The sequence below is a fragment of the Sporosarcina siberiensis genome, assembly GCF_042681925.1.
GTDB classification, from domain to species: domain Bacteria; phylum Bacillota; class Bacilli; order Bacillales_A; family Planococcaceae; genus Sporosarcina; species Sporosarcina siberiensis.
On record NZ_JBHUGI010000027.1, the window covers coordinates 43033 to 57201 of the forward strand.

The 14169-nt window shown below is 36.2% G+C and carries 13 protein-coding genes and 1 other RNA gene; 3 read left to right on the plus strand and 11 right to left on the minus strand.

The window, feature by feature from the left end:
* Positions 1-8 precede the first annotated feature (8 nt).
* Positions 9-201: non-coding RNA, 6S RNA (gene ssrS, locus ACFSFY_RS10245), on the plus strand.
* Positions 202-304: 103 nt separating this feature from the next.
* Here ssrS and ACFSFY_RS10250 read toward each other — a convergent pair.
* From ACFSFY_RS10250 to ACFSFY_RS10265, 4 genes are all read right to left on the minus strand, one after another.
* Positions 305-1483 (minus strand): D-alanyl-D-alanine carboxypeptidase family protein, encoded by a 1179-nt coding sequence (locus tag ACFSFY_RS10250; RefSeq protein WP_381537785.1) that lies wholly within the window; start codon positions 1481-1483, stop codon positions 305-307.
* 125 nt (positions 1484-1608) lie between these two features.
* Positions 1609-2331 (minus strand): amino acid ABC transporter ATP-binding protein, encoded by a 723-nt coding sequence (locus ACFSFY_RS10255; protein ID WP_381537786.1) that lies wholly within the window; start codon positions 2329-2331, stop codon positions 1609-1611.
* A gap of 4 nt (positions 2332-2335) precedes the next feature.
* Positions 2336-3070 (minus strand): amino acid ABC transporter permease, encoded by a 735-nt coding sequence (locus ACFSFY_RS10260; RefSeq protein ID WP_381537788.1) that lies wholly within the window; start codon positions 3068-3070, stop codon positions 2336-2338.
* Positions 3071-3110: 40 nt separating this feature from the next.
* Positions 3111-3908 carry a basic amino acid ABC transporter substrate-binding protein gene (locus ACFSFY_RS10265; RefSeq protein ID WP_381537790.1) on the minus strand — a complete coding sequence of 266 codons (798 nt, stop codon included), beginning with the start codon at positions 3906-3908 and terminating at the stop codon, positions 3111-3113.
* A 224-nt stretch (positions 3909-4132) separates the two neighbouring features.
* Here ACFSFY_RS10265 and ACFSFY_RS10270 point away from each other — a divergent pair, with 224 nt between their 5' ends.
* The gene (locus ACFSFY_RS10270; RefSeq protein ID WP_381537793.1) at positions 4133-4327 is read left to right on the plus strand and encodes a hypothetical protein; all 195 of its coding nucleotides are present in this window, start codon (positions 4133-4135) and stop codon (positions 4325-4327) included.
* 76 nt (positions 4328-4403) lie between these two features.
* On the opposite strand, the gene ACFSFY_RS10275 is transcribed toward ACFSFY_RS10270, so the two are convergent.
* Positions 4404-5093: a hypothetical protein gene (locus tag ACFSFY_RS10275; RefSeq protein ID WP_381537795.1), complete on the minus strand. Its 690-nt coding sequence runs from the start codon at positions 5091-5093 to the stop codon at positions 4404-4406.
* Entirely contained in the window at positions 5090-6202 is a 1113-nt protein-coding gene (locus ACFSFY_RS10280) for a mandelate racemase/muconate lactonizing enzyme family protein (protein WP_381537797.1), read from the minus strand. The genes ACFSFY_RS10275 and ACFSFY_RS10280 overlap by 4 nt, the downstream gene beginning before the upstream one ends.
* Positions 6203-6286: 84 nt before the next feature.
* Between ACFSFY_RS10280 and ACFSFY_RS10285 the strand changes: the two genes are divergently transcribed.
* Entirely contained in the window at positions 6287-7534 is a 1248-nt protein-coding gene (locus ACFSFY_RS10285) for a hypothetical protein (protein ID WP_381537799.1), read from the plus strand.
* Positions 7535-7584: 50 nt separating this feature from the next.
* On the opposite strand, the gene nhaC is transcribed toward ACFSFY_RS10285, so the two are convergent.
* From nhaC to ACFSFY_RS10310, 5 genes are all read right to left on the minus strand, one after another.
* A complete protein-coding gene (nhaC, locus tag ACFSFY_RS10290) occupies positions 7585-9030 on the minus strand; it encodes a Na+/H+ antiporter NhaC (RefSeq protein WP_381537801.1) in 1446 nt (481 codons plus the stop codon).
* A gap of 184 nt (positions 9031-9214) precedes the next feature.
* Positions 9215-9856 (minus strand): hypothetical protein, encoded by a 642-nt coding sequence (locus ACFSFY_RS10295; protein ID WP_381537803.1) that lies wholly within the window; start codon positions 9854-9856, stop codon positions 9215-9217.
* 73 nt (positions 9857-9929) lie between these two features.
* Entirely contained in the window at positions 9930-10841 is a 912-nt protein-coding gene (locus ACFSFY_RS10300) for a DMT family transporter (RefSeq protein WP_381537804.1), read from the minus strand.
* 65 nt (positions 10842-10906) lie between these two features.
* A complete protein-coding gene (metA, locus tag ACFSFY_RS10305; RefSeq protein WP_381537806.1) occupies positions 10907-11815 on the minus strand; it encodes a homoserine O-acetyltransferase MetA in 909 nt (302 codons plus the stop codon).
* 256 nt (positions 11816-12071) lie between these two features.
* The gene (locus ACFSFY_RS10310; RefSeq protein WP_381537808.1) at positions 12072-14132 is read right to left on the minus strand and encodes a catalase; all 2061 of its coding nucleotides are present in this window, start codon (positions 14130-14132) and stop codon (positions 12072-12074) included.
* Positions 14133-14169: the final 37 nt, after the last annotated feature.

Below are 14169 nucleotides of genomic sequence, written 5' to 3' on the forward strand. Positions count from 1 at the left end.
ACTATTAATAGAAGCTGCGTTGTACGTATCGATAATTAGTTTCAACCTTTATACTGTAATAGGGAGTTTTAATCGAAACTCGAATGGCAAGCCTTGTTCGATTTATCCAACAAGGACAGACAAGATAGTTTCTGCAAACACCCACTTTGAGGAGTGGTGGTTTGAAACTTTCTTATGTAATACGGCAAAGGTGGCTTTAATAAAACATTTATGTTTTCACCAGTTTCCAATCGGAAACTGGTTTTTTTATGGATTAAAAGTAACTGTAAATACCATTGAACACACATCTTTATGAATATCCCACTCATTCTATCCCCAAGTATTCTTCTAATGTTTTACCACTAGCATAAACTTTCTCGGCATGGTCAACACCTAAATAACGCAAATGCCAAGGCTCATAGATGTATCCGGTAATTTTTTCTTTTTCTTTAGGATATCGAACAATGAATCCGTAATGATGTGCATTCTTACCCATCCACTCAGAAGCTTTCGTTTCTAAAAACCATTTACTACTTTGTCCCACGAGTCCCACGTCAAAGGCTAACCCTGATTGATGTTCCGATTCTCCCGCCCGTGCACTATACCTTGCTGCTTCAACAAGACCATCTTTTTTCACATAGTCTTCAAATAACTTTTCCTGATAAGAGTAAGACCTGTATGTACTAAATGCAGTGAAATTATAGCCATTCTTATTCGCATGTTTATTAAATTCAGTAAACGCTTTTCTCGCTTCCGCATTTTCACCAGGTGAATAATTAGCTGGTAAAGGGTAATTTTTACTTGCAATTAATATTCCCTCTACATAAATCGGCGATAACGCATCCGGCTTTGGTTTAGTTGGTTTTGGTTTTTCAATCGGAAGAGCAACAAAACGTTCATCTATATTCATCAAGCGATGTAGAAATACTGCATAATGCAAACGAGTCACAGTTCCTTGAGGCATAAATAATCCACCATCGCCTGTCGTAATCCCGTTAGAATACAGTGCGCGGACATGACTATTGCCCCAATGACTTTCTGGAACATCTTGAAAATCATAAGTCGCTTTTATTTCCAAGTCAAAGGCTAAATGGAGTACCTTTGCCAATTGAACACGTGTAAGCAGTGCTGTAGGATTGAAATTCCCATTTTTGTCTCCATCCATAATTCCGGCCTGTTGGACTTGTTGTATCGCATCGTAATAAACATTCGTCTCCGGAAGATCATTAAAGTACTTTTGACCTCTAATAGGCTCTAACGGCAATATCCTTGTTAATAACAAAGCAACATGTTGACGACTAATCGATAACTGCGGTCTAAACGTCCCATCCCCGTATCCATTTATTACTCCTAATTCCTGCATTTCATGAATGATATCAAAATTCGGGTGGCTTGGTAACACATCTTTAAAACTACTGTTTTCAGCGTACACATGCTGTTGGAAAAAAAACACACAAACTAGTACTAGCGGAAAATAAACGGCAAATATTCTTTTTATAATCATAATCTACTCCTTCCCTATTAGTATAATAAACTAACAAGTATATTTCATAAGTATTATTATTTAAATTAAAAAACATCCAATCACTGAGTGAGAAAGTTTTCTCGATTGGATGATTTCCTTATATATTAAAGTACTTTACCTAGAAAACCTTTTGTTCGCTCATTTTTAGGATGATTGAATAATTGATCAGGTGGGCCTTCTTCTACAATATATCCTTGATCCATAAACAATACACGATCACCCATTTCCCGTGCAAAACCCATTTCATGTGTTACGACTACCATTGTCATACCTTCTAATGCCAGAGCTTTCATAACATCTAAAACCTCTTGCACCATTTCTGGATCGAGTGCAGATGTTGGTTCATCAAACAACATAATTTTGGGTTGCATAGCCAATGCTCTAGCAATTGCAACTCGTTGTTGTTGACCGCCAGACAATTGTTCGGGATAAGCATTCGCTTTATCACTTAAGCCTACTTTTTGTAACAATGAGTGTGCAAGTATATCCGCATCTGCCTTATTCATTTTCCGTACTTTTTTTGGTGCGGCAGTGATGTTATCCAATACACGCATATGAGGAAATAAATTGAACTGTTGAAACACCATGCCTACTTCTTTTCGGATTTCATTAATGTCTGTTTTTTCACCATTCACTTTAACCCCATCAATGAAAATTTCACCTGATGTAATCTCTTCTAACAAGTTTATACATCGTAGGAAAGTGCTTTTCCCTGAACCACTTGGTCCAATCACACATATAACTTCTCGTTCTTTTACGTCGTAATCAATTCCTTTTAAGACTTGTAACTCACCAAATGATTTGTGCAAGTTTTGGATTTTAATCATTTATTCACCTTCCTGCTGACTCTCGTCCAAATTTAAAGATTCCTCTTCTTGGCGAAGGTATATAGCTATTACTAAATCTATTTTCTATATAACCTATTAATTTACCAAAAATAAACGTGAGCAATAAATAAAGTACCGCTACAGTAATGTAAGGTTCCCAGAATCTACTTGAGGCTCCGGCAACTATCTTTCCTGCATATAATAAATCCGGTGCAGCGATAACCATTAGTAATGAGGAATCTTTCATTAGTGCAATAAGCTCATTTCCTAGCGGTGGAACCATTCGTCGAAATGCTTGTGGTAAAACTATCAATTTCATTGCAGTACCTGATGTCATACCCAAAGATCTAGCCGCTTCATTCTGACCCTTTTCAATTGACTGGATTCCTGCACGAATGATTTCCGCGTTATAAGCGGCACTATTTAATGTTAGCGCTATAATACCAGATACAAAATACCCTAAGGAGTGTCCGAAAATTCCAGGTATTATAGCAGTATGAATTAATAAAATTTGTACAAGTAAGGGTGTCCCACGGAAGAAATCTACGTAATATTTCGCGGGATAAAAGATCCACTTTCTCTTAGATAGTTTACCCATTCCAACAAACAAACCTAAGCAAAGTCCGAGAACATAACCAATCGCGGTTAATGCAAGTGTAATCCCAATTCCACGAATAAACATAGAACGATAATTCCATATCATTTCCCACATGTCCCAACGAATATTTAGAAAATCCAAAACCATCACTCCTATTTCATGATTTGAGGGAGAAAGATAATTATTCTACATCAAATCCAGTGATTTCTTTTAATTTCCCATTGTCTTTTACTGCTTGAATCCCCTTATTCAATAAGTCTAAGACTTCTTTATTTCCTCTTTTAACCATCAATCCATAGAACTCTTTTTCAAAACTATCGTCTTCTACTGTTTTTACTTTTACGTTTGGATTTTGAGTTTTGTACTCGATAACTACAGCATTATCTCCTACCGCTGCGTCAGCATTTCCATTAATCATTTCAGTAATTGCCAAAGGCATTGTTTCTATTGCACGAATATTAGTACTTGTTTCCCCTTGAAGCCCTTGAGTAACAATATGTCCAGTAGTATTAATTTGAACTGCTACGCGAAGGTCTTTCAAATCTTGGAAGTTTTCTACTGTAGAATCTTCAGGGACTAGAATTAATTGATTTGCAACAAAATAGGGATCAGTGAAATCATACGACTTTTGACGTTCCTCAGTGATTGTAATTGAAGATACTGCAAAATCTACTTCAACACTATCTACAGCAGGGAATAAAGGCTCCCATCCGTAGTTTTTGTATTCTACTTCAATACCCAATTCTTCTGCTATTGCATTCACGATATCAATATCAATCCCAACAATATTCCCACTAGCATCCATAGATTCCATTGGTGCGTACGTGGCATCTGTTCCAACAATAAGTTTTGTTATTTTTCCGTCTTCCCCTGCAGTTCCTGTTTTCGAATCTTCGTCTTTCGTTCCACATCCAGCCATTACCAAGCTAAAACTTAGTAGTATCGCTCCCAACGTAAGTAAGCGCTTTCTTTTTGTCAAAGTAATCCCCCCAATTATTTTATTTAAATCCAACTCAACCTAATTACCTCTTCAAAATAGTAAGAGTAATTACTATTAGTATATCGGAGTAGTACCTTCTATTCAATAGAAAGTTGTCTGTATATTTTCTATATTCTTTTTCCATTTTTATAAAACACATGAAAAAGTAGTTTTTGGACCATGATAAGAAAGTGCAATTCTTTAAGTGAAAGGAGGTCACATACTTGGGAAAAGATAATCATAAAGGTGCAAGCAACAACTCTTCTTCATTGCCTCAAACACCCAAAAACCAGAAAATCAAACCTGGATCTATGAAAGAAGAAATCTCTCTAGAGTTATCTGAATTAGGTAATATAAAACCAAAGCATGAGCCAATTACCCCAAACGCAAGAAAGAAGAGTACACAAGAAAAAAAGTAGTTTAGTCCCAATTTGAATAGCTCAAAAAATGCGGCATCCTTAACCAATTTCGGTTAAGGATGCCTTTTATATCCAGTTATTCATTTTTTTCATAATGAACAATCCATTCGTCATTTACGAGTTCGATTTTCGTTCCAACAAAACCCTTTTTCATTAGTAATTGTTGTTCGTTTGTATGAGCCATCGCAATACTTTTTCGATCTGCCACTTTAAATGTAATATCAGACTTTTTCAAGTCCTTCATCATCGTATATCGCAACTTATTGTTATATTTTTCTCCAAGCGAAACAATTTTCATTCCATGTGCAAACTTATCTTTTAAACTCGCTATATTAAATGGTGCGACTGTAGTTAGAATATAACGAAATCGTTCTACATCCACTTCATTCATAATAAGTTCTCCTAGTAACACTTGAAGCCCATTCCCACGAAATTCAGGATTCACATTCGTAATTTCAGAATACAATACTTCCGACCACACAGATTTATCTAATCCTGCTCCTTTACCAAGATGCTCTTCATCTAATTCAGGCTCCATCATCGCTCGGAAAGCGATTAGCTCTTCATTATAATATGCACCAATCATTAAACCTTTACCCTCTAGAATATATAGAAATTCCTCTTCATCTAATGGTTGTAAAAAAGATCCTGTTAGTAAATCATTTACTACCTTTTGTTGCAAGGACATGATTTCATCTAAATGCTGCACATTCAGTCGCTTGAAACTGATTTCGGTTCCATTTTTTAAAATATGGTTCATTTTCATCCGATGACCTTCTCAGAGTAAATTGTTAATTCCTTTAAAACAGTCTCGTCGATATCAATTCCGAGTCCTGGTTTTTCCGTTAAACGAATGAAAGGAACATCGTAATGTAAATTACCAATATCTTTACTAAACTTTAGTGGACCTGTCAGTTCGACACTTGTAATTATTTTCTTTGAAAATGAAACATGAAATCCAGCTGCTGAACCAATAGATGACTCAACCATCGAACCAACTTGACACTCTATTCCAGCCATTTCCGCCATATTTGCAAGTTTTGTAGCGGGATAAATACCGCCACACTTCATAAGTTTGATATTTACTTTATCAGCAGCTCGTTTCGCAATTATTTCTCTCATTTGAGGAACCCCACACATTCCCTCATCAATCATTATAGGTATCGATGATTTAGATTTGATTTCTACCATTGCGTCGATGTCATTTGCAACAACAGGCTGTTCCAACCAATCGAGTGAACAATGTTCCAACTTTTTAAGGGCTTGTAGCGTGTTTGCACTATTTTTCCAACCTTGATTCACATCTACACGAATCGCTATATCCTCCCCCACTTTGGCTCGGACAGCTTCAATTCGCTTCACGTCTTCCATAACATTTGTACCAACCTTCATTTTCAATGATCGATATCCTTCTGACACTTTTTCTAAAGCTTCAGTTGACATTTTTTCAGGTGATGCAATACTTAAGACATGTGTTATTGGAAATTCATCATGATATCTACCGCCTATAAGATCGTAAACGGGAACGCCTAAACTCTTACCGACCACATCATAACAAGCGATATCCAATGCGGCTTTCGCACTTGGAACACCAAGTATTAATGAATCCATTAACTCGTGAATACGTTCCATATTTCTAGGGCTTTCACCAATCAATTTTGGAGCAAGTGTATGTTGCAAAACAGCAAAAGTGCTTTCTAAACTTTCGCCAGTTACATGTTCATCTGATACGGCTTCACCATACCCAATATGTCCTGTGTCTGTTGTCATTTTCACGATAATGGACGGCATATAATCGTACGAACAATAGCTCACAACAAACGGTTCGTATAAGGGAAAATGCAATGCGAAAATCTCAATTTCAGTAATTTTCATTTAAATCAATCCTTTCGGTTGGTATTTCTTATATTTAATTGTATCATTGTCGTTAAATAGTCGCTATATAAAGGAGGTATTTTAATGATTATAAAAATCGCAATTATTGGTCCTGATGAATTTTGCAATCGTGCCGAGAAAATTGTTGCTAAACGAAACGATATTGAACTGGATTTATATCGGTATCAAGAACCGAAGGAATCAGCGCAACTAATACACGAGATCCAACCATGTGATGTCATTCTTTTTTCCGGATCGCTTTCCTATTTACATGCTACAGATTCACTTTCAAACATTTCCATTCCTGTACTTTACATGAAGCAAGACGAATCCGCTGTTGCCATAACATTACTACATATCGCATTACAAAACGAACTGGATTTCAACAAAATCTCCATTGATATTCGCGAAAAAGAACATATTGACCATATTCTGAAAGACTTAAATGAGACAACAAAATCTCCATTTGTTCATTTATTACGTGAAGACGAGCTCATTAATGAAATTACAATGTTCCATAAAAGCCTTTCACAAGCAGGAAAAACTGATTTGGCAATTACGAGTGTGCACGCAGTTTATGAACAATTAAAACTACACAATATTCCTACACAAAAAATAATTGATCCGGAAAGTGCTATTTTGCGTAATATTGAATATGCAAAACACGAAGCCCTTTTAAAGAGAAGCAACTCTGCCCAAACGGCAGTTGGTTTAGTGACTGTCCTAAAGAAATCATCTAAAGTCGTAGAATTCGTTGAAAATCTTACAGCCCTTTTACGAGCACAATTTAGTGAGTTAAACGGAGAATATACAATCTATACTACGATGGGAAACATCGAGTTTGCGTTAACAAATAGTGAATTTCTAGCTTTATTTAAATCCATGCAAAATGAAGTTCAAATTGCATTTGGTTGTGGTGAATCAATAATGGATGCTAAAGAAAATGCTCATTTCGCACTGAATTTTAACAAAAAAAGTAATGATTTTTCCTTCTATGTGTTAGATTCAAACAAAAAGTTACTGGGTCCATTTCCGCATTCAGATGGCTCCATCCAACTAAAACTACATGATCCAGTTCTTGTTGAAATGGCTAAAAAAACCACTTTAAGTTCTGCTAATATTTCGAAGCTAATGACATTTAGCCAAGGCAGACAATCCAAACAATTTACCACAAATGATCTTTCATTGCATTTAAATGTGTCTAGAAGAACCGCAGAGCGTACGTTAAAAAAGCTCGTCGAATGCGATTATGCCAAAATTGTTGGAGAAGAGATGGCCTACCGTCAAGGAAGACCTCGTTCACTTTACGAACTTAAATTCCCAATCTACTAATAAAACGACAGGAAAGTCCACTATAAAGTGAACTTTCCTTTTTTATTTTATTAGTTTAAACTTACCACTTCTTTTTCCAAAGCCGCTTCCAGATCTCTTTGCACTAATTCTTCAGGGGTCATTTTTACAATCGTAAACCCAGTTACCGCATAGAAGATTGATATAAATGGTACAACTAAATTTAAAATCGCATATGGTCCGTATTCGACAACACCGACGCCTAATGTCCCTAATATGAATACTCCGCATGTATTCCAAGGTATAAATACAGAGGTCAATGTGCCGCCGTCCTCTAGTGCACGAGATAAATTTTTAGAGTTTAACCCTTTGTCTTTATATGCTTTACTGAACATTCTTGAAGGAACGACAATTGATACATATTGTTCTGAACAAGTTGCGTTCGTTAGAACACACGCAGCTACTGTGGATGAAATTAAACCTGCAGTTGATTTTACTACTTTCAAAAGTTGGTTCATTAAGGATTGCAGCATACCAGAAAACTCAAGTATTCCCCCGAATGTCATAGCTACTATTGCCATTGAAACCGTATACATCATTGAATCTAAACCACCGCCATTAAAAAGACCGTCTACCATATCATTTCCTGTTTCAATAGCAAAACCACTTTGTAATGCTTCTATTGCACCTACAGTAGATCCACCCTGTATAAAGATTTGGGCAAAAAAACCGAGTATTATTCCGACAATAAGTGCCGGTATCGCTGGTATTTTAAGCGCAACCATTACGATTACCGCAAGAGGTACTAGCAATAGGAAAGGAGTAATTAGAAAACTTTCCTGTAAAACTCGTGCTGTTTGTTCAATTCCAATTGCATCCATTTGTTCCCCAGCAAATCTTCTTCCTAAAAAAGCATACACACCCAGTGCAATTACTAATCCTGGTATTGTTGTGAACAACATATGTTTAATATGATCAAATAAATCGGTACCCGTCAGACCTGCCGCCAAATTAGTTGTATCGGATAGAGGTGACATCTTATCTCCAAAATAGGACCCCGATATAACCGCACCCGCTATCATTCCTGCAGGTATTCCCATACTCAAACCTATTCCCATTCCGGCAACACCAATTGTCGCCATCGTAGACCAAGAACTACCAATTGCTAATGAGACAATTGCACATATTATTGCGATTGTAACTAGAAACCAAGAAGGTGTAATTATTTGCAAGCCATAATAGATCATTGTTGCAACAATTCCGCCGCCCATCCATGCACCTATTGTCAAACCAACGAGCATAATAATGACAACTGCTGGTAGAGCTAACCGAATTCCTTTATACATCATTTCCTCAATTTCTTTCCAAGTAAATCCTGCCTTCCAAGCAATTAAAGCGGCAGTAATTGTACCGACAATTAACGGCATATGAGGCCCCTGCTCTAACTTAACTACTGTAACAATCATTACAAAAATCATAACAAAGAGCGGAACTAATACCATCCAAAATTTTATATCTTTCTCGGCATTCTGTTTCATAAAATCTCATCCCCATTTCGCGTCGTTAATTGGTCGTTAAATAAATAGTAGTCTGTTATCGCAATATTGTCAATCCTTTTTTTATTTAATTTGTAAGCGATTTCATATTTGAAAAAGAGTAGCCTTACTAGAATAGAAATGAAAAAAAGTCTGACCCTTTAGAGTCAGACTTTTTTGTATCGAATTAAATATCTTCTGCATCTTTCACATTCTTGTTTTCACCTTTTACCAGTCTGGAAACATAAGATGTTGAATTTGTATAACCTTGTTCTATTTTCCCAGCAAAAAGTTGTGTACGTTCAAATAAAATGGATCTATAATAGTCAATTTGCCTCAAAACTTTTTCCAACAATGCTTCTTGATTTACTAGACGTTTTCCGATTTCAACTAGCTCGACTTCTTGTTCTTCTTGTTGTTTGACTATCATTTTCTGAGTATTAGATTGTTCATCTATTTTACTTGCTAAATCCTCCTCTAGTAAAAGCGAGTTAGATAGGACATCTTGTTGGACTTTATTTTCAATATTTATTTTTTCGATCCATGTTGAAGTGTTCGATTCAAATACTTCATGACGATAATCCAAATCTTCTAGTTTATCAAACTGATTACCAATTCTATCCGACTGTCTTAAAAGTCTTTGCTCCGTTTTCTTCATATCTTTTTCAAGCTTCCGCAAATAATGTTGTAAGTTGTCATTCTCACTCTTTTGTTCTTTTAGTAATTCTGTGACTACATCTGATTTAAAAGAATTTTGATTTGGTTCAATTCTATTCACACTGTTCTGATAGACTCCAGGATGTTCCCTCTCGTTCATAAATAACGACATACATATCCCCCTTTAGTTTGCGTATTCTTCAGCTTATGCAATTACATAAAGAAGGGGGTTTTTTATTTAAACATCAATACTTTTCTTGTTTCTTCGACAGAGACAAAATCATGATTGTTGCTAATATACATGCAGTTCCTAGCCATTCTTCTAAACTGAACGCTACATGAAGCCACACAACGGATAGAAATGCAGCTGAAAGTGGTTCTACACATGCTAGTAAACTGGTTTCAGAAGCAGTTATGTATTTTAAGCTTTCTAAATAACAAAAAAACGCGATGATTGTACCACCTATAATAATAAATATAAGAGCAAAAAAGGATTGCAAGTCCCAATCACCAACAAAATTCCAAGGAGGATGTACAAAACTAAATGCAACGCCCCCTATTAACATTCCCCAACCAACAACAATACCTGAACCCCATCTAGCTAATAACTTAAGTGGATACAACGTATAAAAGGCCAAAGAAAATGCCGATGCTATGCCCCAAAACAAAGCTGGTTTGGAGATTGCCAAACTGCTCACATTTCCTTCTGTAACTAATAAAAATGTACCAAAGAGTGCTAGAATTACGGCGAAAGTTTCAGTTTTGGATGGTGCTTTCCTAACACGAAAAGCCATATAGCAAACAATCAATACAGGTGCTAAATACTGAATAACTGTCGCAGTAGCAGCATTCGAGTGTTTAATAGCGGCAAAAAAAGTGTATTGGACTGTAAGCATTCCCATAATACTAAAAAAAATTAGACCTAGAGCATCGTATTTATGACGCCAAATATCAAAAACATTTATTTCTTTTTTTCTATTTGTAATCAATAGCATGACTACCCCGGAAATCAGTAATCGAATAACAACTAGCCATTCAGCACTAAATGAGCGCTGCTCAAATAAGAACTGGGCAACTGTTCCCGAAACACCCCACATTAACGCAGCAATTAAAACAAGAACAATTCCAAACATTCTTGGATGTGCTCTCAGATTCATTTTTTTCCCCATTAATCTGTATCACTCAATCCTATACTTATTTTCAGTCTTAGCTCGTTGAGGCATTATTCCCATTCATAAGGTGTTTCTTGGTAAACATAGTAGTTCAACCAATTTGAAAACAGTAAGTGAGTATGTGACCGCCACGTGTTTAGTGGGGCTTGACTCGGATCATCATTCGGAAAATAATTTTCAGGGATGTCCACTTCTACACCTTTGGCATGATCCCGTTGATATTCCTCAGCTAATGTTGTTGCATCATATTCAAGGTGCCCTGTGATCATTATATGTTTTTCATCGTTTGATAAAATGATAAATGCACCTGCATCTTCTGAAACGGCCAGCAATGTGAGTTCAGGATTGTTGTTTATTTCCTCTACTGAAATGGACGTATAACGAGAATGGGGTGCATTGAATTCATCATTAAAACCACGGACAAGTTTAACAGTTGAATCAGATGTTTGATGAGAGAAAACACCAAAACATTTTTTCGATAATTCATGTTTATCAATTCCATAGTGATGATAAAGTGCTGCTTGCGCTCCCCAGCATATATGTAATACAGAAGTCACATTTTTTTTTGACCAATCCATAATCGCAACTAATTCTTCCCAGTAGTTTACTTTTTCAAATGGTAAATGTTCAATAGGGGCACCTGTAATGATCATTCCGTCGAACTTTCTATGTTTTACTTCTTCAAATGTTTTATAAAATTCGTCTAAATGGTTTTTACTGATGTTTTTAGATTCATGTGAAGCCATATTTAAAAAAGTAATATTGACTTGTAATGGCGTGTTTCCTAACAATCTTAATAATTGTAATTCAGTTCGTTCTTTTTCAGGCATTAAATTTACGATAAGTATGCTTAAGGGACGAATGTCCTGCAATATTGCTTTATCTTCGTCCATTACAAATATTTTCTCTTCTTTTAGCAGTTGTCTGGCTGGCAATTGCTTATGTATATTAATTGGCACCTTATCATCTCTCCCTATTTAATTTCATTCTAATTTATCTAATTAATTTGAATATGTCCATTATATCATAACGGTTTCGTATGGGCGATAGTTCTGTCAGATGTGTTTATCTTTGTAAGAAATGCTCACTTTTCTGTGATAGAAGTTTGTTTGGAGTTGAATTAGATATATACAGGACACTTTATTTTACGTAAATATTGTATTTATTCGAAAAGGTCATTATCCATGAATTAAACTGGATAATGACCTATTAATTTTAATAGATGTCTCTAGTCCAAAAACGTTGTTTGGCAATCGCTTTTACAAATGTATTTCCGAAATCTGATTTCGGACTATCGATTACAATACCAGGGCCTTCTTTTGCATTTGAGGCTTTGAAGAAACGTTGGCCTGTTGTAGCAACTCCGATAGGTTTGTAGTGTTTGAAGGATTCATTTATAAAATAGGTAATGTCACTTTCAAATTTTGCTTCATTTTCAGAATTTCCACCTACGATATATAGTGCATCAAATAAGACTGGAGCTGAGGTTAGAAATGTTTCATCGACAGCAACTTGATAGTTATCTGAACTTCTAATAGTACCTAGTTTTCCGCTTACAATTTTCACGATGACTCCAGCATTCATAAGCGTTCTAATTGTAGCTAATACTTCAGTCCCTTTAAAACCATTACCTACTAGTACCCCTACTGTTAGTGTTTGTGGTGTATAAATCGTATTCTCTTGGCTTAATGCTGGCGACGAAGCTGTTACGGGTACTTGTTCTCCACTTGGTCGGTTGACGCCAACATCCACTGCAATAATTGTAGCCATTTCTTTATCTACTTCTACAAACATATCTACTACTCTTTGCCTAATATCTTTGCTATTGACTTTTCCAACCTCGAATGTAAAGGCATTAATGATATGCTGTTTTTCTGGGCCAGACATACTATTCCAAAAAAGTCTTGCCTGAGAGAAATGATCTTTGAAAGATTCACTTCGGGCTTGAATCACTTTACCTTCAACCTTTTCCGCATAATGAACATAGCCCCCCTCAGCTGCTGTTGACGTTGCAGGGGTATTATTTGCAAGGGTGTTATTATGGTAGCTTACTTGGCCTACATCAATTCGCTGTCTACTATAGCCATCCCTTTGATTATTATGAAATGGACACACTGGACGATTAATTGGAATTTCAGCGAAATTAGGTCCACCTAAACGAATGAGCTGTGTATCTAAATAAGAAAACAACCTACCTTGGAGAAGGGGATCGTTAGTAAAATCAATCCCGGGTACAACATTTCCAGGATGAAATGCGACTTGCTCAGTTTCTGCAAACACATTATCGACATTTTTATTCAGCGTTAGTTTACCAAAAATCTGTACAGGTACAGTTTCTTCTGGCCAAATTTTCGTTGCATCCAAAATATCAAAATCGAACATAAATTCATCTTTTTCTTTAATCATCTGAACTCCAAATTCCCATTCAGGAAAATGTCCTTTTTCAATTGAATCCCAAAGATCTCTCCTTTGAAAATCAGGATCCTTACCAGATATCTTTTGTGCTTCATCCCATACAAGTGAGTGTACGCCTAACTTTGGTTTCCAATGAAATTTCACGAAATGAGCGATTCCTTCTTCATTGACGAGTCGAAACGTATGCACACCAAATCCATCCATCACACGAAAGTTTTTAGCGATAGCCCGATCAGACATAAGCCACATGACCATATGAGCTGATTCTTGGTTGCTGACTACGAAATCCCAAAATGTATCATGTGCAGAAGATGCTTGCGGAATTTCGTTATGTGGCTCAGGCTTAACTGCATGAATCAAATCAGGAAATTTAATCGCATCTTGTATGAAAAATACAGGCATATTATTCCCAACTAAATCATAGTTTCCTTCTTCCGTATAAAACTTTATAGCGAAACCCTTTACATCTCTCACAGTATCAGCTGAACCTTTACTTCCGGCTACATTTGAAAACCTTGTGAATATCGGTGTTTTTGTTCCGGGCACTTGAAGGAATCCTGCTTTAGTATAATCCTTCATTGACTTATACAATTCAAATTCACCGTGCGCTGCATATCCCCTCGCATGTACTACACGCTCCGGAATTCGTTCGTGATCAAAATGCGTGATTTTTTCTCGTAAATGTAAATCTTCCATTAATGTCGGCCCACGAACGCCGGCTTTTAAGGAAAATTCATCGTTCGAAATTTTCAAAGCTTGGTTCGTCGTCATTTTCTCTCCATAATTATTTACACGATATTGTTCCAACTGTTTGTCTTTACTATTTTCCCTATGTTCCAATCCATCTGAGGATTTCTTCATACTATCCCCTTTCGTATTTTTCATCTATAATGCATAT